Source organism: Acutalibacter sp. (genome assembly GCF_056800975.1).
Genome location: NZ_JBQISV010000009.1, coordinates 14,138 through 30,437 on the forward strand (window position 1 = coordinate 14,138; position 16,300 = coordinate 30,437).

The 16,300-nt window shown below is 63.1% G+C and carries 15 protein-coding genes; 4 read left to right on the plus strand and 11 right to left on the minus strand.

Annotation, left to right across the window (positions count from 1 at the left end):
• Positions 1 to 351 precede the first annotated feature (351 nt).
• Positions 352 to 2,034 (plus strand): putative polysaccharide biosynthesis protein, encoded by a 1,683-nt coding sequence (locus tag ACTO5E_RS02045; RefSeq protein WP_482301142.1) that lies wholly within the window; start codon positions 352 to 354, stop codon positions 2,032 to 2,034.
• A 310-nt stretch (positions 2,035 to 2,344) separates the two neighbouring features.
• Here the strand turns inward: ACTO5E_RS02045 and ACTO5E_RS02050 are convergent, their stop codons facing one another.
• From ACTO5E_RS02050 to ACTO5E_RS02065, 4 genes are all read right to left on the minus strand, one after another.
• Positions 2,345 to 2,788 (minus strand): phage holin family protein, encoded by a 444-nt coding sequence (locus ACTO5E_RS02050; RefSeq protein WP_482301143.1) that lies wholly within the window; start codon positions 2,786 to 2,788, stop codon positions 2,345 to 2,347.
• 95 nt (positions 2,789 to 2,883) lie between these two features.
• Complete coding sequence (locus ACTO5E_RS02055; protein WP_482301145.1) at positions 2,884 to 4,251, minus strand: PBSX family phage terminase large subunit; 1,368 nt, start codon at positions 4,249 to 4,251, stop codon at positions 2,884 to 2,886.
• Entirely contained in the window at positions 4,248 to 4,610 is a 363-nt protein-coding gene (locus ACTO5E_RS02060) for a terminase small subunit (RefSeq protein ID WP_482301146.1), read from the minus strand. Before ACTO5E_RS02060 ends, ACTO5E_RS02055 begins: the two co-directional genes overlap by 4 nt.
• Positions 4,611 to 4,613: 3 nt before the next feature.
• Entirely contained in the window at positions 4,614 to 4,868 is a 255-nt protein-coding gene (locus tag ACTO5E_RS02065; RefSeq protein WP_482301148.1) for a hypothetical protein, read from the minus strand.
• A 203-nt stretch (positions 4,869 to 5,071) separates the two neighbouring features.
• Between ACTO5E_RS02065 and ACTO5E_RS02070 the strand changes: the two genes are divergently transcribed.
• Positions 5,072 to 5,788: a helix-turn-helix domain-containing protein gene (locus tag ACTO5E_RS02070; RefSeq protein WP_482301150.1), complete on the plus strand. Its 717-nt coding sequence runs from the start codon at positions 5,072 to 5,074 to the stop codon at positions 5,786 to 5,788.
• Between the two features lie 177 nt (positions 5,789 to 5,965).
• On the opposite strand, the gene ACTO5E_RS02075 is transcribed toward ACTO5E_RS02070, so the two are convergent.
• The 7 genes from ACTO5E_RS02075 to ACTO5E_RS02105 form a co-directional block, all read right to left on the minus strand.
• Positions 5,966 to 8,125 carry a ComEC/Rec2 family competence protein gene (locus tag ACTO5E_RS02075; RefSeq protein ID WP_482301152.1) on the minus strand — a complete coding sequence of 720 codons (2,160 nt, stop codon included), beginning with the start codon at positions 8,123 to 8,125 and terminating at the stop codon, positions 5,966 to 5,968.
• Positions 8,126 to 8,146: 21 nt separating this feature from the next.
• Positions 8,147 to 8,683 carry a phosphoribosyltransferase family protein gene (locus tag ACTO5E_RS02080; RefSeq protein WP_482301153.1) on the minus strand — a complete coding sequence of 179 codons (537 nt, stop codon included), beginning with the start codon at positions 8,681 to 8,683 and terminating at the stop codon, positions 8,147 to 8,149.
• 38 nt (positions 8,684 to 8,721) lie between these two features.
• Positions 8,722 to 9,345 (minus strand): hypothetical protein, encoded by a 624-nt coding sequence (locus ACTO5E_RS02085; RefSeq protein ID WP_482301155.1) that lies wholly within the window; start codon positions 9,343 to 9,345, stop codon positions 8,722 to 8,724.
• A gap of 101 nt (positions 9,346 to 9,446) precedes the next feature.
• Positions 9,447 to 9,800, minus strand: a complete 354-nt coding sequence (locus ACTO5E_RS02090) for a histidine triad nucleotide-binding protein (RefSeq protein ID WP_482301157.1) — start codon at positions 9,798 to 9,800, stop codon at positions 9,447 to 9,449.
• A 265-nt stretch (positions 9,801 to 10,065) separates the two neighbouring features.
• On the minus strand, positions 10,066 to 12,699 hold the full coding sequence (alaS, locus tag ACTO5E_RS02095; protein ID WP_482301158.1) for an alanine--tRNA ligase: 2,634 nt from the start codon (positions 12,697 to 12,699) through the stop codon (positions 10,066 to 10,068).
• Between the two features lie 109 nt (positions 12,700 to 12,808).
• Positions 12,809 to 13,348, minus strand: coding sequence for an adenylate kinase (locus ACTO5E_RS02100; protein ID WP_482301161.1), 540 nt, complete (start codon positions 13,346 to 13,348; stop codon positions 12,809 to 12,811).
• Positions 13,349 to 13,789: 441 nt separating this feature from the next.
• Entirely contained in the window at positions 13,790 to 15,427 is a 1,638-nt protein-coding gene (locus ACTO5E_RS02105) for a penicillin-binding transpeptidase domain-containing protein (RefSeq protein WP_482301163.1), read from the minus strand.
• A 97-nt stretch (positions 15,428 to 15,524) separates the two neighbouring features.
• Between ACTO5E_RS02105 and ACTO5E_RS02110 the strand changes: the two genes are divergently transcribed.
• Both ACTO5E_RS02110 and ACTO5E_RS02115 read left to right on the plus strand, forming a co-directional pair.
• On the plus strand, positions 15,525 to 15,887 hold the full coding sequence (locus ACTO5E_RS02110; protein WP_482301165.1) for a TSUP family transporter: 363 nt from the start codon (positions 15,525 to 15,527) through the stop codon (positions 15,885 to 15,887).
• A gap of 10 nt (positions 15,888 to 15,897) precedes the next feature.
• The gene (locus tag ACTO5E_RS02115) at positions 15,898 to 16,287 is read left to right on the plus strand and encodes a TSUP family transporter (protein ID WP_482301166.1); all 390 of its coding nucleotides are present in this window, start codon (positions 15,898 to 15,900) and stop codon (positions 16,285 to 16,287) included.
• Positions 16,288 to 16,300: the final 13 nt, after the last annotated feature.

A 16,300-nucleotide genomic window follows, 5' to 3' on the forward strand; every position in this document is an offset into this window, starting at 1 on the left:
TCCTCCTTGGGGTGGGGTCTGGTCAAGCGGTCAGATGGGTACGGTTGTTCGTATGGCTTTCATTATACAGGAAAGCGCTGGGAAAAGCAAGGGCTTCTGTTGAATGGGCCGCTGGATGGCCCGCGTGGTTTTTGAGGCTGTGTGGTTTATGGGCGGGGCGCAGGGGATTTGCCCTCCATGTCCTGCCGCCTTTGAATGGGAGGACCGGGCTTTTCTGTTTTGTGGGTTTTAAAATATGCGGTATGGACGGGAGCTGGTCACGCCGCCCTTGCGTTTTCCCCCTGCTTCTGTTATAATATAAACTATATTGGAAAAAATACCCCTATCCGCTCCCCTGAAGGAGGTTCCGCCTTGGCCCAGGAAAACAAAAACGGCTTTATGATCGGCGCTGCCATTCTCTCTGCCTCTACCCTCCTGGTCAAGGTGCTGGGCCTGCTGTTCTCCATTCCCCTGGCTAACTTTATCAGCGCGGAGGGCATGTCCTATTTTTATGGGGCCTATGATATTTTTACCATCTTTCTCATGCTCTCTACCGCGGGACTGCCCATTGCGGTCTCCCGCATGGTCAGCACAGCCTATGCCAGAGGCAGGAAAAAGGAGGCCGACCAGGTGTTCTCGGTGGCCTTCTGGCTGTTCTTTGGGCTGGGGCTGCTGGGCTGTCTGGTCATGCTGTTCGGCTCGCGGCAGATTGCCCAGCTGCTGGGCAAGCCCGGGGCGGCCAACACCATTGTGGCCCTGGCCCCCACTGCCTTTTTTATCTCTGTTATGTCCTCTTTGCGGGGATATTTTCAGGGGCGCAGCAACATGGTGCCCACGGCGGTGTCTCAGGTTATTGAGGCTGTGTCCAAGGTGGCCATTGGCGTGGGGCTGGCGGCTTATATTATTCAGCAGTACCACTCGGACGCCTGGGCGGCGGTGGGGGCCATTACCGGCGTGTCCATCAGCGCGGCCCTGGGGATGCTCTATCTGGCGGGCTACAAGCTTCGCCAGCGGCGCAGGGACCGGGCTGTGCCAGAGGACGCCCAGGCCCTGACCCCCAGGCGGGACATGCTGCTCTCTCTGGTCCGCTTTGCCATTCCCATTACCCTGGGGGCCTGCTTTCTCAGTGTGCTGGACTTTGTGGACAGCGCAGTGCTGATGGACCGGATGAAGACCGTGGCGGGCTTTACCCAGGACCAGGCGGACTGGTACAGCGGCGTGCTGGGCCATGCCCGCAAGCTTTTCGACCTGCCCGGGGCCTTTGTGGTGCCTATTTCCACCAGCCTGCTGCCGGTGCTCTCCGGGTCTATTGTCTCTGGGGACAAGCAGGCGGTGAACCATATTGCCTCGGTTTCCATGCGCATGACCCTGCTGATTTCCATTCCTGCCAGCGTGGGCATGTCTATTTTTGCCCGGCCCATCTGCCAGCTGTTTTTGTTCAACCGGCCTGAGGTGGCGGAGGGCGCTGCCCGGCTGCTGCAGGTGCTGGCCGGGGCGATTGCCTTTAACAGCACCTTGTTCACCAGCAACGCCATTTTGCAGAGCTTTGGCCGCACCACCCGCCCGGTGGTCGACATGGCCATTGGCGGTGTGGTGAAAATCGGCGTGTCTTATTTTCTCACCGGCATTCCGGAGATCAATGTCATGGGCTCGGCCATTAGCACGGTGGTCTCTTATTTCATTATTATGGTGCTGAATCTGGCCGCCATTCGGGGCAGCCTGCCCCGGATGGACAGCACGGCAGCCACTGCCGCGCCCATTCTGGCCTCGGCGGTGGTGATGGGCGGGGCCTCCTATGGGGTTTATACCGGGCTGTGCTCTGTTTTGCCGGAGCGGGTGGCTGTGCTGCCGGCTATTCTCACGGCGGTGGTGGTATACGCGGTGTGCGTGGTGCTCTTCCGGGGGGTGAGCTACGACGATGTGGCCATGCTGCCCAAGGGCGAGGCCATTGCCCGGAAGCTTCGGGTAAAGCGGAAGGTTCGGGCCCGGCACATGGCGGAGAAGACGGTCTCGACCCGCCCAGGCAAGGGCGGGCGGCATATGCGCAACATGTGAGGGAAAAGCAAGGAGCCCAGGGGCTTGACGCCGCTGGGCTCCTTTTCTTTTGTTATGTATGTATAGAGCCAGGGAGCTTGTACCGGTTAGGGCTTGTTTGAAAAATCAAAAACGCCGTCTTTTTACCCAGAAGGGTCCCTTTCTGCGTCAAAAATCCTCGCCAATCGGAAGATTGCCTTGCGGTTTTTTCCTTGAAATGAACCCCTTCTGGGTAAAAATTCGTCATTCCCTCTATTTTCAAACAAGCCCTAAAGGATATTGCGCCTTGTCAGAGTTGCGCGCCTGGCACAAGTGATAGCGGTACAGGGTCTCAGGGTTTTTCGCCGCTGTCCGAGTCCTCCCGCATGGCCTCCAGCATGCTCCGCAAAAACCGGGGATAGGGCACGCCCATGCGGCCCAGGTTTTCCAGCACCGAGAGGCCCTCGTTGGCAATAAAGAAAAAGCAGAGGGTGGTGCGGATGAAGCCGCTGCCTGTGGCCTGGTCCAGCAGAGCGGCCAGCAGCACCAGCAGGAGAATGGCGCATTTGCGGGCAATCCCCAGAAAACCCGCCTGGCTGGACAGGGCCCCGCCCTTGGTTTTGGGGGAGTTTTTGAACAGGGCGGCCACCAGTGTGCCGGTGGCGTAGTCGGCGGCCATAAAGCCCAGCAGGACCTGCAGGGTCATGTCCCAGCCGCCCAGGGCCTGGGTGAGGGCCGCGCCCGCTGTGGACAGGGCCGCGAGAATGGTGGTTTTGGTGAAAAAGCTTTGGTTCATGGGGGTTCCTCCTTGGATGATGAAAGATGGTTTGGGTTGTTGTTTGGCTTTGCTTGAGCTGGGCGGATTGGCTGGGAACAGGCCGCGATGTTGTTTCAGCGCGTAATGCTTACGGCCCACTGGCTCTCTCCCGGGGCCTCCCCTGCGCCCCGGACATAGTAGGCAATGGCCAGGGCCATCACGCAGTCGTCATGGGCGCCTGCCTGGGCCTCCGCCCGGCCCCGGCTGCTGCGGACAAAGCTCAGCATCTCCCGCAGAGTCTCCCGGTCATGGAGCCACTCTGTGTGCTCCCGCACCACCTCTACCAGTCCGGCCAGAATCACCGGCCGGGTGGAGGCTGTGGTTAAAAAGCCCAGCCCCAGCCGGCCGGCTTCCCCCCTGCCCCGCACATACTGGTTGGGGTAGCCCAGCCGTTCCAGCTCCCGCAGGGGGTAGCCGGAGAAGTTGGCCTCTACCGCCAGCAGCGCCCAGTTGTACCACCGGCCCAGGCAGTACATTTGCCGGGCGTACTGGTCCTCGTCCATGCGGCCCCGCAGGGTGCAGACCTGCTCTCCTGTGCGGCGGTTGACAACCTGGCCTACAAAGTAGTCGGAGCCCTCCCCTGCGGTGTCGCCGCCCACCACATAGCTCTCTCCCGGCTCCGGCTCCCGGTACACGCTGACAAATCCGTCCTCTCTTTTGTCCGGCCCGCCGGGCTCCTCCCCGGGCAGGAAGTCCCCCCGGTACAGAGGGCCGGTAAGCCCGCCCAGCCGGGCCGACACCTTTTGGGCGTGGAAAACGCTTTGCCCCAGCACGCCCCACTCCCCCAGACAGTAGACCTGGTAGTAATAGGGGTCGCTCTCCCGGTAGCTCTCCAGGGTCCGGCCATAGTCCGGGTCCAGAAAACGGTTGTCCCGGTAGGTGGTTTTCACCACTGCGGCCTGCTCCTCCCGCCTGTCGAAAAACCGGGCCTTCAGCCAATGTACCGTGGACACCGGGTTGAAGGTGACGGTCAGCTGCTTGTGGGAGCCCCGGCCTCTCAGCCGCAGGTCCAGCTGGTTGAACTGGGCCTCGGTGAGCTCTGAGGCCTCCTCTACCCACACGTCTGTGAGCTCGCCCTTGGGGAAGGTGACGGATTTCAGCTTTTCCGGGTCATCCAGGCCCTTGAAGATGACGCTGTTGCCATTCAGGCAGGTGATGCGCAGCTCGCCCTGGGCAAAGCGGAACAGACTGCCCAGCCCCCACCGGTTGATCACCTGCCGGAACAGGGCAAAGGTGGAGTCCCGGTGGGTTGCCGCCACAGCCCGGGCCGCCAGCACATTGCACAGGGGGCGTTCCAGCAGCCGCACCACCAGCCGCTGGGCCGCAAACACCGACTTCCCGCTGCCCGCTCCCCCATACAGCACCACATACCGGTGGCTGTCCTCTCGCAGAAGGGGCAGGTACACCGGGTTAAAGGCCCTGGGGGGAATATAGACCCTCAAGGCGTTCCCTCCTCTCCCGGCTCCTCCACCAGCACCCGGATCTCCTCCGGCGGGGGCTGGGCGGCTTTTTCGGCATAGCCAAAGCCGTTTTGCAGAATAAACTTGGCGCTGGCCGCCAGGTCTTTGGTAAAGGCGGATTGCAGGGTGGCCTCCTCTACCCGGGTGACTGCCCGGCGCAGGACTTCGCCTGCCGGGCCGCTGGCGCTTTGGGCCTGTTCCAGCTCCCGGCGGCTGGCAAAGCCCAGGGCCAGGGCCAGGCCCGGCAGAGAGGGGTGGCTGCGCTCCTGCCGGCACCGGCTGAAATAGCCGGCGGCCAGCTGCTCCATTTGTTTTGCGCTGGGTCGCTTCCGCTTTCCCATTCCCTACCCCCTTTCGCGGCGTTGGGCCCGGCGGGTGAATTCCCGGCAGTTGCTCCGCTGTTCCAGATACATGATGTATAGGAGCCGGTTGTCCCGCTGCCACACCTGTTCCTCCTCCGGCCGGGCAGGCCCCCGCTGCTGCCGGGATTGAAGCAGCGCTTGCAGGGTGTCCCGCTCCCGGGCGGCCTCCTGGGCCATGGCCTGATAGTCGGCCGCGCCCCCCTGGCCCCAGCCGGTCATGTTCCATTGCATTTTCATAGGTGATTCGCCCCTTTTTTATCATTTAGTTGTCAATATGACACCTTAATGTTTATTATAGAGGCGTAACGACAATTTGTCAAGCAGTTTCTAAAGATTTGTTGACATTTCGTCAACCAATGGGGTATACTAAGAGCAGGTAAGGGGGCCTTTGGCCCATTCTGTTCAGAGCCGGATGAAAGCAAACCCAAGGAGTGACCCCTATGAGCTTCCACGACGCCCTTAAGGCCGCCCGCACTGCTGCCGGCCTCACCCAGTATCAGATGGCCCAGCAGCTGGGCCTGGACAAGACCACCTATAACGGGTATGAGTCTGGCCGCCGCCAGCCTGACCTGCAAAAGCTCCGCCGCATGGTTCAGCTGCTTCAGGTCTCCGCCGACCAGCTGCTGGAAACCGGCGCGCCGGGGGCGGTTTCTCCCCAGGAGCTGGCCTTGCTGCGTAAATACCGGCTGCTGGACCTGCATGGCCGGGAACTGGCGGAGCTGATTCTGAACAAGGAGTATGAGCGCATGACCCGCCAGGAGCTGACCTTGGAGAGGGACCGCTCGGGGCACATCAGCTATATCAACTGCTATGACCTAGCTGTTAGCGCGGGCACCGGCGAGCCCTGGGTGGACGCCGCCTATAAGACCCGGCTGGAAATTCCCGGGGAGCTGGTGCCGGAGCGGGCCCACTTTTGTGTGCGGGTCAACGGCCGCAGCATGGAGCCCGCCTATCGGGACGGGGACATTGTGTTTGTGGAGCGCACCGAGGCTGTGCACGAGGGGGAGACCGGCATCTTCTTTTTGAATGGGGACGGCTATATCAAGCGTTTGGGGCATGGGGAGCTTCTCTCTCTGAACCCGGAGTACAGCCCCATTCCTCTGGCGGAGTTTGACGACTTTCGCTGCCAGGGCAGGGTGCTGGGCAAGCTGCCCTGAGGAGGCTTGTCCTGGCTGGCGTTTGTTTGAAAGCCGGAGAAATGCTGAACTTTTGGCCAGGAACCTGTGGCGTCAGGGGCCAAAACAAAAAAGGCGGCAGACTTTTTGTCTGCCGCCTTTTGCTTTGGCGAGTTAGTGATTTTTGAGAGGGCTCTCCCCCGCCTGAAGGCTGGCGGGCTAGGTGCACAGCTCCCAGCGGATTGCGCCGTTGGGGGCTATGTGCACCAGCAGGCTTTTGCCGTACAGGGGGATGTATTCTCCCTCCGGCAGCTCGCCAAAGGTTTCCGCTGCGGGGGCGTCCTCTGTTGAGAACAGCACGGTCTGCTGCCCGGCGGAGAGGGGGAGCCCGGCCTTTGAGATGGACAGGGCGCAGTCCTCTGTTACATGAAGGGCCGCCTGCCGGCCATTTGCTTGCAGCACCAGCCACTCCTCGGAAGGGCACCAGGCCGCTACCCCGGGCACGACCTCCCAGCCGCTTCCGGTGGGCACCCGGTGTATGGGTATGTTGGCGCCCTCCAAGTCTTTGCCCGCGTATGCGCCCTGGGGCAGCAGAAGCCGCTCTACCGGGCGGGAGGCCAGCAGGTCTCCGGCCATTTCCCGGGCAGCGGAGTCCCGGACAGGGAGATACAGGCTGTCCAGCCGGGGAATGTGGGCCCGGGCCAGCAGCCGCTTTGCCCTGCCGCTGGGAAAGCCCCCCAGGGACAGGGCCCCGGCGCGGCCGTCCTTGATGACCAGCACACAGGCAGAGACGCTGTCGCCGCCCATGGCCAGGGTGACGGCGCCTGAATGGAGGACGCGGTCCTGCCAGAACACCATGCCGGCAATGAGGAGAAGCCCCAGACAGAGGGCCCGTCCCCGGCGGCGGCAGGTAGTGAGCGCAGCCCAGCAGCCGATCAACGCGGCCCCGGCCAGGCCCGCCAGCCATATGCCGCTGTCGAAGCTGACAAAGCCCCCCGGGACGGAGGCGAGGCCCTCCGCCAGCCGGAGAATGAGCCGGGCCAGCCACCCGGCGCAAAAGGCAAAGGGCCGGGCCAGGGACTGGGTGAGGGCAAAGGGAGCCAGCGCTGCCAGGGGGATGGAGAGGTAGAGCAGCAAGGTGACCAGGGGCACCAGCAGCAGGTTGGACAGAAGGACCAGGAGGGAGACGCCGCCGAACAGCTCCAGCTGGATGGGCAGGGAGAAGAGCAGGGCGCTGACTGTTACAGCCACTGAGGCCCGCGCCGGCTTTAACGCCCGCCGCAGCCGGGGATGTGGGGCCAGGACGCGGCCAAAGAGCCTCTGCACAGGCCGGTATAGCACAAGAATGCCCGCTGTGGAGGAAGCGGACAGGGCAAACCCCGGGTCGCCCCCGGAAAAGGGCTGAAGCAGGCAGATGACCAGCAGGGCAAAGCCCAGGGACGTCAGCCCGTCGCTGCGCCGGCCCAGGGGCTGGGCCAGCAGGTAGAGGAAATACATGAGGCCGCTGCGCAGGGCTGACACGGGGAAGCCGATCAGGCACAGGTAGAGAAGGAGAAAGGCCATGCCGAAGAGGCTCCTGCCCCAGGGGCCAATGGGGAAACGCCGGACCAGCAGGGCCGTGAACGCCGCCAGAATGGACACATGCAGCCCCGACACTGCCATGACATGGGAGGAGCCGATTTGGGCGAAATCATCGCGGACGCCGTTGGAGAGGCCGGAACGCTGGCCCAGCAGAATAGCCCGGACCAGCCCCGCCTCCTCCGCCGGCAGAAGCCGGGAGACGGACCGGCCCACTGCCTCCCGGAGCCAGGCCATGAGCCGCCCCGGAGAGTAGACCCACCAGCTGCTGGTCTCTGTGTCGTACCCGGAGAGCCAGGCTCCCAGCACATGCCCCCGGGCCAGCTGTGTGTTCCGGGTGGAGTAGAGCCCGCCCTCCTGAAAGGGGTAGAAGGCCACCTGGGCCTTTACCAGCTCGTAGGGCTGGCAGTACAGAGGCTCGCCGCAGGAGAGGCGGATGGGGAAGGCCTCCACCTTTTTGCCGTCTACCGTCCGCACCAGGGCCTCATAGTAGTACCGCCGGTAGCGGTACTCGGGGTAGTCCAGAATCTGCACACTGACCTCTGACTCGGTTCCCGCCAGGTGCTGGACCGGCTCCACCTGAGTCCGCCAGGCATAGCAGTACCGGCCGCACACCAGGGCCCAGACCAGGCAGCAGAGCAGGCAGGCTCCGGCTCGGGCTCTGGCCCGGCCCTTTCCCCGGAGCAGGAGCAAAAGGGCCGGAAATGCCAGGACCCCGGCGGCCAGCGCCAGGGTCTGGGAGACAGCGGGGCCCAGCCACGCGGCGGCGGCGGCTCCGGCAAAGGCCGCAAAGCCTGCCACGGCAAGAGGCCGCCGGGGCATTTACTTGAAGAACAGGGGCAGGGGCTCCAGGAAGATAATGTCCTCCCGGTCCTGGGCGTCGCCCTCGGCCAGGACGCAGGCCTTGCCCACCACCTGCCCGCCGATGGTGTGCAGCAGCTCCTCCATGGCGGCCAGGGACTCGCCGGTGGAGATCACATCGTCCACAATCAGGATGCGCTTGGCTTTCAGGTTTTCACAGTCCGCCTTGGAGAGATAGAGCTTCTGCACATGGTCGGTGGTGATGGACTTTACCTCTACATGGATGGGGTCCTCCATATAGGCCTTGACGCCCTTGCGGGCCACCACATAATTGCGGCAGCCGATGCGGGCCAGCTCGTAGGCCAGGGGGATGCCTTTGCTCTCGGCCGTGACGATGACGTCGTGCTCTGGGCATTTTGCCAGCAGGGCCTTGGCTACTGCCTCTGTCACCTCCACATCGCTGAACATGACAAAGCCAGCGATGTCCAGATGCTCGTTGATGGGACAGATGGGCAGCTCCCGCTCACAGCCCGCAATGTTGATTTTGTATGTGCTCATGACGATTCTCCCTTCGTGGTTGTCGTTTGGTTGACGGCTTATTCTGTTATGCCGTCGATATGCCAGGGCTTTACTTCTGTGTTGAAATAGTCCAGCGCGGCTTGGAATTCCTCCTCTGACGCTTCGCTGAGGATGTCAATGGAATATACGGTGGAAAAGGAGGGCGGGGCCATTCTCTCCAACATGCCATCGTGATTCACCCGGATTTTCTGCCCCACCGCCAGCTCGCCGCCGGACGCGGGCCCGTCGCCGGACAGCATGATGACTTTATTGTATTCATCCCCTGTATACAGGTAGAAGGCGGAATGCTCCTCATGCACACTTTCGTATACCAGAATGCCCTCTGTGACCTCCGGGTCCTGGGGGGAATGTGCGCCCAGACCGTCGATATGCCAGGGCTTTACCTGGGTATTAAAGTAGGTCAGGCCCTCTTGTAATTCCTCCCCCGCCGCGCCCAGAATCTCCACAGAATACACCTTATCAAATTGGGGCGGGGCGATTTCCAGTACGGAGCCGTTAAAATTCACCCGAACCTTCTGCCCCACCGCCAGCTCACCGCCGGACGTGGTCACGTCCCCGGCCAGGGTGAGGATGGGCTCATAGTCGGACTTACTGTAAAAATAGAACGTGGAGCCGTGCTGATATACCAAGACCCCTTCCACAGAGGCCTCCGGCTCTTTCCCACCGCAGGCGGGGAGGGCCAGCAGGACCAGCACAGCCAGGACCCAGAGCAGCCGTTGGCCGGGCCCAGGGCCTTTGCCTGTCATGGCTGGGGCGGGAAGGGAGGCCAGCCCATTTGCTTCCCGCCCAGCAGGTGGAAGTGCAGGTGTTGGACGCTCTGCATACCGTCCGGGCCGCAGTTGTTTACCACCCGGAAGCCCTTTTCCAGGCCCAGCTCCTTGGCCAGCCTGGCCGCCACCTCAAAGATGTGGGCCACCACCCCGCTGTTCTCTGGGGTGAGCTCCGCTGCGGAGGCAATGTGCTCCTTGGGGATGATGAGCACATGGGTGGGGGCCTGGGGGTCCAGGTCCCGGAAGGCAAGGACAGTGCTGTCCTCATAAACCTTGGCGGAGGGGATCTCCCCTGCCGCTATTTTGCAGAAAACACAGTCTGACATAGCCATCTTCCCTTCGTAAATTACTGGTTTGCTTACATTATAGCAGAAGGCCCGCTAAAAAACAATAGAATATCTGGAGAGGGGCGGCTGTCCGCCCGGCCGGTACAGGCTGTTGATTGTTTGTGTCTGTTCCGCACCGGCGGGCGGGCAGTACAAATGTCAATGAGAAAAAAGCCCCCGGAGATGGCGGTCTCGGGGGCGCTTGATTCACCTTCTGCGCGGAAGGTCATTTCATTCTTTTTTCTGCAAGGAGCGGGCAGAGGGATTATCCCTGCATCTGCTCCTTCACAAGCCCGGGCACTGCTGCCAGGGCCTCGTCCAGCTTGGTCTGGTCCTTGGCGCCGGCCATGGCAAAGTCGGGCTTGCCGCCGCCGTTGCCTCCGGTGAGCTGGGCCACGGCCTTGACCAGAGCCCCGGCCTTCAGGCCCTTTGCCTGGGCGGCTTTATTGCAGGCCGCTGCCAGCGAGGCCTTGCCGCCGCTGACCCCTGCGAACACTGCCGCAATGGGCTCCTCCCGCTCCTTGGCCTTGTCGCACAGGGCCCGCAGAGCGTCGCTGCCTGTGCCGGAGAGCAGGGCGTACACTACCTTTACCCCATCCACATCTGTGGCGTCCCGGAAGACCCCTTCCAGGTTCATGGAGGCCAGTCTGGCGTTCAGGCTCTCGATCTGCCGGTCCTTCTCTTTCAGCTCCGCTGTCAGCTGCCTGGCCCGGGCGGGGAGCTCCAGAGGGTTCATCACCTTCAAGGTCTGGGCGGCCTCCTGCAGGGCGGCAATCTGCCGGCCCAGCTCCAGCAGCACGCTGCTGCCGGTGACGCCCTCAATGCGCCGCACCCCCGCTGCCACGGAGGACTCGGAGATGATTTTGAAAAGGCCCAGCCGGGCGGTGTTGTCCATGTGGGTGCCGCCGCAGAGCTCCATAGAGAAGCCGTCCGCCAGGGAGACCACCCGCACCATGTCCCCGTATTTTTCGCCGAACAGGGCCATGGCTCCCAGCTTTCTGGCCTCGCCGATGGGCATTTCGCGGACCTCAACCGGCACGGCCTTCAGTATTTCCAGGTTGACCAGGCCCTCTACCCGGGCCAGCTCCTCGGGGGTGAGGGCAGTGAAGTGGGTGAAGTCGAAGCGCACATGCTCCTCGTTTACCAGCTGGCCGGCCTGCTCCACATGGCTGCCCAGCACCTGGCGCAGAGCGGCCTGCAGCAGGTGGGCGGCCGTGTGGTTGCGCATGGTGTTGAACCGCTGGGCCTCCTCCACCTGGGCGGTAACCGTGTCTCCCTGGCTCAAGGAGCCCTCGCTGACCTGGACCCTGTGGAGGAAGACCCCCTCGTGCCGGGTGACGTCAATCACGTCTACGGTGAGGCCCTCGGCTTTCAGCTGGCCGCTGTCTCCGGTCTGGCCGCCGCTCTCCCCGTAGAAGGGGGTGCGGTCCAGCACCACGGACACCTCGGCCCCCTCGCCGGCGGTTTCGACCCGCTGGCCGTTCTGAATGATGGCCAGCACCTTGGCCTCGCCGGCAAGCTCGGTATAGCCAATGAACTCGGTGGCGGGCAGGCCGTTGACTGCCCCGCCCTCCCCCTTCCAGGCGTCGGCTCCGGCGTTTTTCCGGGCGGAGCGGGCCCGCTCCTTCTGCTGGCGCATCAGCTCCTGGAAGCGTTCCTCGTCCACCAGCATACCCCGCTCGGCCAGGATCTCCTTGGTCAGATCCAGGGGGAAGCCAAAGGTGTCGTTAAGGGTAAAGGCGCTTTCGCCGGAGAACATTTTGCTCTCCGCCTTGTCAATGAACTCGGTGAGCATGGCCATACCCTGGTCGATGGTGCGCTCGAAGCTCTCCTCCTCATAGGCCATCACCTTGCGGATGGTCTCCCGCTTCTCCCGCAGCTCGGGGTAGGCCCCGCCGTTCTCCTCAATCACCGTGTCCACCACATCCTTGAGGAAGGGCCCGCGCACCCCCAGCAGCCGGCCGTGGCGGGCAGCCCGGCGCAGCAGGCGGCGGAGCACATAGCCCCGGCCCTCGTTGGAGGGGAGGACGCCGTCGCCAATCATGAACACGGTGGAGCGCATATGGTCGGTGATGATGCGCAGGGAGACGTCGGTTTTGGGGCTCTGGCCGTACTGTACGCCGGTAATCTCGCTGATTTTCTTCATGATATTCTGGATAGTGTCCACCAGGAACAGGTTGTCCACGTCCTGCATCACGCAGGCCAGACGCTCCATGCCCAGGCCCGTGTCGATATTCTCCCGCCCCAGGGGGGTGTAGTTGCCTTTGCCGTCGCTGTTGAGCTGGGTGAACACCAGGTTCCAGACCTCAACGTAGCGGTCGCAGTCGCAGCCCAAGCCGCAGGTAGGCTTGCCGCAGCTATGCTCGGGGCCCCGGTCGAAGAAAATCTCGGAGCTGGGGCCGCAGGGGCCGCTGCCGTGCTCCCAGAAGTTGTCCTCACGGCCCAAACGCTTCATGTGGCTCTCGGGCACGCCCACCTCCTTTGTCCAGATGTTCCAGGCGTCGTCATCTGTCTCGAACACGGTGACATACAGCTTTTCCTCGGGGATTTCCAGCACCTGGGTGAAGAACTCCCAGGCCCAGGTAATGGCCTCCCGCTTGAAGTAGTCGTTGAAGCTGAAATTGCCCAGCATCTCGAAAAAGGTGCCGTGGCGGTCTGTGATGCCCACGCTGTCAATGTCTGGGGTGCGGATGCACTTTTGGCAGGTGGTGACCCGGTGGCGGGGGGGCTCCGCCTCGCCGGTGAAATACTTCTTCATGGGGGCCATGCCCGCGCCGATGAGCAGCAGGCTGGGGTCTCCCTGGGGAATCAGGGAGAAGCTGGGCAGCCGCAGATGGCCCTTGCTCTCAAAAAAGCTCAGATATTTTTCTCTCAGTTCGTTCAGTCCGGTCCATTGCATTTGTATCGTCTCCTTATTTGTCGTTTTCTTCACAGAGCAGCCGCGGCTCCTCCGTCCTCCCCCGGCCCGGTCTCTGTAATACCAGGGGAGTAGATTTCTTTTAGCTCAACTATGTGCTCTCTGTTTGAAGCTGTTCTTCCAAAGCTCTCAGGTCCACGGTATACGCTTTGTCGATGAGGATGTATTCCAGCCCGTGGGCCTGGCACTGGCGCAGGTTCTCCTGGTTGTCCTGTATCAACGCCTCTTTGTCCGGCTCTTCCTCCCCTCTCTGTTCCACCACATTGGCGTGGCCGCAGACTGCCTCCCAGTGGGACTCTATATACCGGCGGGACATGACCAGGCACACATAGCGCGTTTGACGGAGGTAGCCCTGGCCCAGCCCCGCCTGCCAGTCAAAGGGGATGTAGCAGCCCTCTATGATCAGGTTCTGGCGGTTCTCGATGGCGGTTTTGGCCATCTCGCGCACAATGGGCCAGAGGTATTCTGTCAGCTGCAGGTCGTCCTGGGGGGTGAGAGAGGTCCGCCCGCTGCGGATGAGGCCCATTTTCAGGTGGTCGATGGAGAGGTAGGGCCAACCATACTTTTCCAGCAGCCGCTGGGCCAGGGCGGTTTTGCCTGTGTGGCTGGCTCCGGCGATCAGCAGCACCATGGCTTAATTCCCCCTTCCATCCCAACGGCCCCGGCGGCGCAGACCGCCCGCCGGCTGTGCGGAAGTCCTGTGTCCGGACGCTTTTCCCATTGCTTCATGGCCTTCCTCCTTCCCCATTACGCAAAACAGGCCTGCCAGTCCCCATTGGGACGGGCAAGCCCGCGGTACCACCCAAATTGCGCCCCACTGCCGGACGCCTGCTTTTCTCCGTTAACGCCTGGTACGCCGCCGCTCCTCGCAGCGGATGCGCAGGGCCGCCCGCCGGGGGACCCACTGGGGAGCGGCCCGCTTTGCCCCTTCAACGGCTTGCACCTGCCGCCGCCTCTCTGCATCCGGGGGAGAAAGCGTCTTCTCCGCGCACATGTTTTACCCATAGTATAGCGCGTTCGGGCGGGTTTGTCAACGGTTTTTCGGGAGGGGCTGTCAGGGGGAGTTTCTCCCTCACCAGTCTCCGCCGGCCAAGCGCTCCGCCAGCTCCCGGAAGATTTGAGACACCTCGTCTCCGTTTGCCGCCGACTCCTTGAGCACGGTGATGCAGTATCTGGGGCCGCTCTCGTCCTCTACAAACCCGCAGTACCAGAAGTGGGACAGCTCCTCGCCCCCCTCGTAGGCCCCGGTTTGGGCGGTGCCGGTTTTGATGCCGCAGCGCACCCCTTCTGGCGCGCCGTTTTTGCCAGTGCCCTGTTTGGCCGCGCCCCGGAGGTAGTCTTGCAGCCGGCGGGCTGTGCTTTGGCTCATGGCCTGGCGGGTCACGTCTGTCACCGGGGTTTGGGGGATGAGCTGGCCGCTGCTGACCAGGCCCTCTATGAGCTTGGGGGAGCGGTATACCCCGCCGGAGGCAATGGCGTTCATCAGGCCGCACAGCTGCACAGGGGTAACGGTCAGGTCTCCTTGGCCAAAGGAGAAGTTTGCCAACGCCCGGGCGTTCTCAAGGGCGGCGCCCTGGGGCAAGCTGCCTGAGGCTGTGAACAGGCCCCGGCCGAACTCCTGCCCGGTGCCCAGGCCCAGATTGTAGGCCAGCCCCAGCACCGGCTGGCCCCCCATGGCCCGGGCCGCGCTGATGAAGTAGCAGTTGCAGGACTGCTCGATGGCAGCGGCCAGGTCTACCCTGCCGTGGGCCTGGCCGTCGTAGCAGTGGAACAGCAGGCCCCCTGCGTTCAGCGCGCCGGTGCACTCAAAATCCTTCAGCAGAGAGCCGCTTTCCAGCTCCGCCGCCGCTGTGACCAGCTTGAACACCGAGCCGGGGGCATAGGCGCAAAGGGCGCGGTTCACCAGGGGGGAGTCCTGGCTCTGGGTGGCCTGGCCCAGCTGGCCGGGGTCAAAGTCCGGCAGGCTGACCAGGGCCCGGATTTTGCAGTCGGGCGCCTCGGTGATGACCACAGCCCCCCGGCCCAGCCGGGCGGAGGCCTGCTCGGCCATCTGCTGCAGCTCCTTGTTCAGGGTGACGGCCACCCCGCCCTGGGCCTCCTCCAAGGTGTCGGCGGTCACCCGCTGGTCGCCGGCAATCACCCGGCCCATGGCGTCTACATGGTAGTAGACAGAGAGCTCCCCCTGGTACAGGGCCAGGACGTCGTTCATGGCCAGCTCCACCCCTGCCGCGCCCTCTCCCTGGCTGTCCAGATAACCCACCACATGGGGGGCGGGCATGTCCTCCTCATACCGCTCCGCCACAGAGAACATGTCCACGCAGGGGTGCTCCACCGGCTTGTCCAGGGTAAGGGCAAAGGGCTTGCCGTCCTCCAGGGCCAGGGCAAGGCGGTCCCGGTAGCGGCCCCCTGTGGCGGTCTCCAGGGCGCCGATGGCCTCGATGGTGGGGGCCACTGCGGCCACCCACTGCTTTTTGCTGCCGGTGAGGGGGCGGAGCATACAGTCGAAAATCGTGCCCCGGGCCTTGGCCACGTCCAGCCGGTAGACGCTCTGCTGGCCTGCCGCCGCCACATACTCCACGTCGCCGGAGACATGGGCAATGGAGTGCCCGGCCAGGGCCAGCAGCAGAGTCAGCAGGAAGAAAAGCCCATAGGCCTTGTATTGGACGGCCCGGCTTTTAGGCCTGCTCCTTTTTTTCTTGTTTTCCCTCATTCCGGCCACCTCCTGAAAAATTTATGATTATTCTGTGATTTTTCCCAAGAGAAATACACATGCTAGGGTCATAAGTTTTTACAGGAGGGGACGCTGTATGGAGTTCAGCCGGACAAAGTATGGAGTGACCGGGGCGTTGGCCGGCTTGGCCAACGGGCTGTTTGGCTCGGGGGGCGGGCTGTTTTTGGTGCCCCTGCTGGCCGGGTGGGCGGGGCTCCCCCGGCGCAAGGCCTTTGCGGCGTCTGTGGGGGTGATTCTGCCGCTGTCGGCTGTGTCGGCGGCCATTTACTGGTTCAGGGGAGGCCTGGCTCTTGAGGGTGCCTGGCCCTATCTGGCGGGAGGCTTTGTTGGGGGGCTGGTGTCGGGGAGGATCTTCAAGCGGGTGCCCTTGGTGTGGCTGCGCAGGGGCTTTGGACTGTTGATTATCTACGGCGGGCTGCGGGCCCTGCTGCTGGGGTGAGGAGGCTTGTATGGAGGCAATTTCAGGGTTGGCGGTGGGCTTTTTGACTGGGGTGCTCTCTGGGTTTGGAGTGGGGGGCGGCACCCTTTTGCTGCTGTGGCTGACCATGGCCCAGCACATGGACCAGCTGCGGGCCGGAGGCCTGAACCTGGTCTACTTTATTTGCTGTGCCGGGCCGGCCCTTTGGGGGCATATCAAAAACGGGCTGGTGGAGGGGCGGGCGGTATTCTGGTGCGGGGTGGGAGGCGTGCCGGCCTGCGTTGCGGCCTCGCTGCTGGCGGGCGGGCTGGACGCCTCGCTGCTGCGGCGGCTGTTTGGGGCGTTTATTCTGGTGATTGGGGTCAGGGAGCTGTTCTGTAAGAAGGAGGAGGAGCCGGAACAGGAAAAGGCGGGCCGCTGACCTGCGCATTGCG

Bases quoted from the DNA above. Each gene is read 5' to 3' on its own strand.
- ACTO5E_RS02050 (WP_482301143.1), bottom strand. From the start codon at position 2,788: ATGAACCAAAGCTTTTTCACCAAAACCACCATTCTCGCGGCCCTGTCC.
- ACTO5E_RS02060 (WP_482301146.1), bottom strand. From the start codon at position 4,610: ATGGGAAAGCGGAAGCGACCCAGCGCAAAACAAATGGAGCAGCTGGCC.
- ACTO5E_RS02065 (WP_482301148.1), bottom strand. From the start codon at position 4,868: ATGAAAATGCAATGGAACATGACCGGCTGGGGCCAGGGGGGCGCGGCC.
- ACTO5E_RS02070 (WP_482301150.1), top strand. From the start codon at position 5,072: ATGAGCTTCCACGACGCCCTTAAGGCCGCCCGCACTGCTGCCGGCCTC.
- ACTO5E_RS02080 (WP_482301153.1), bottom strand. From the start codon at position 8,683: ATGAGCACATACAAAATCAACATTGCGGGCTGTGAGCGGGAGCTGCCC.
- ACTO5E_RS02090 (WP_482301157.1), bottom strand. From the start codon at position 9,800: ATGTCAGACTGTGTTTTCTGCAAAATAGCGGCAGGGGAGATCCCCTCC.
- alaS (WP_482301158.1), bottom strand. From the start codon at position 12,699: ATGCAATGGACCGGACTGAACGAACTGAGAGAAAAATATCTGAGCTTT.
- ACTO5E_RS02100 (WP_482301161.1), bottom strand. From the start codon at position 13,348: ATGGTGCTGCTGATCGCCGGAGCCAGCCACACAGGCAAAACCGCCCTG.
- ACTO5E_RS02105 (WP_482301163.1), bottom strand. From the start codon at position 15,427: ATGAGGGAAAACAAGAAAAAAAGGAGCAGGCCTAAAAGCCGGGCCGTC.
- ACTO5E_RS02110 (WP_482301165.1), top strand. From the start codon at position 15,525: ATGGAGTTCAGCCGGACAAAGTATGGAGTGACCGGGGCGTTGGCCGGC.
- ACTO5E_RS02115 (WP_482301166.1), top strand. From the start codon at position 15,898: ATGGAGGCAATTTCAGGGTTGGCGGTGGGCTTTTTGACTGGGGTGCTC.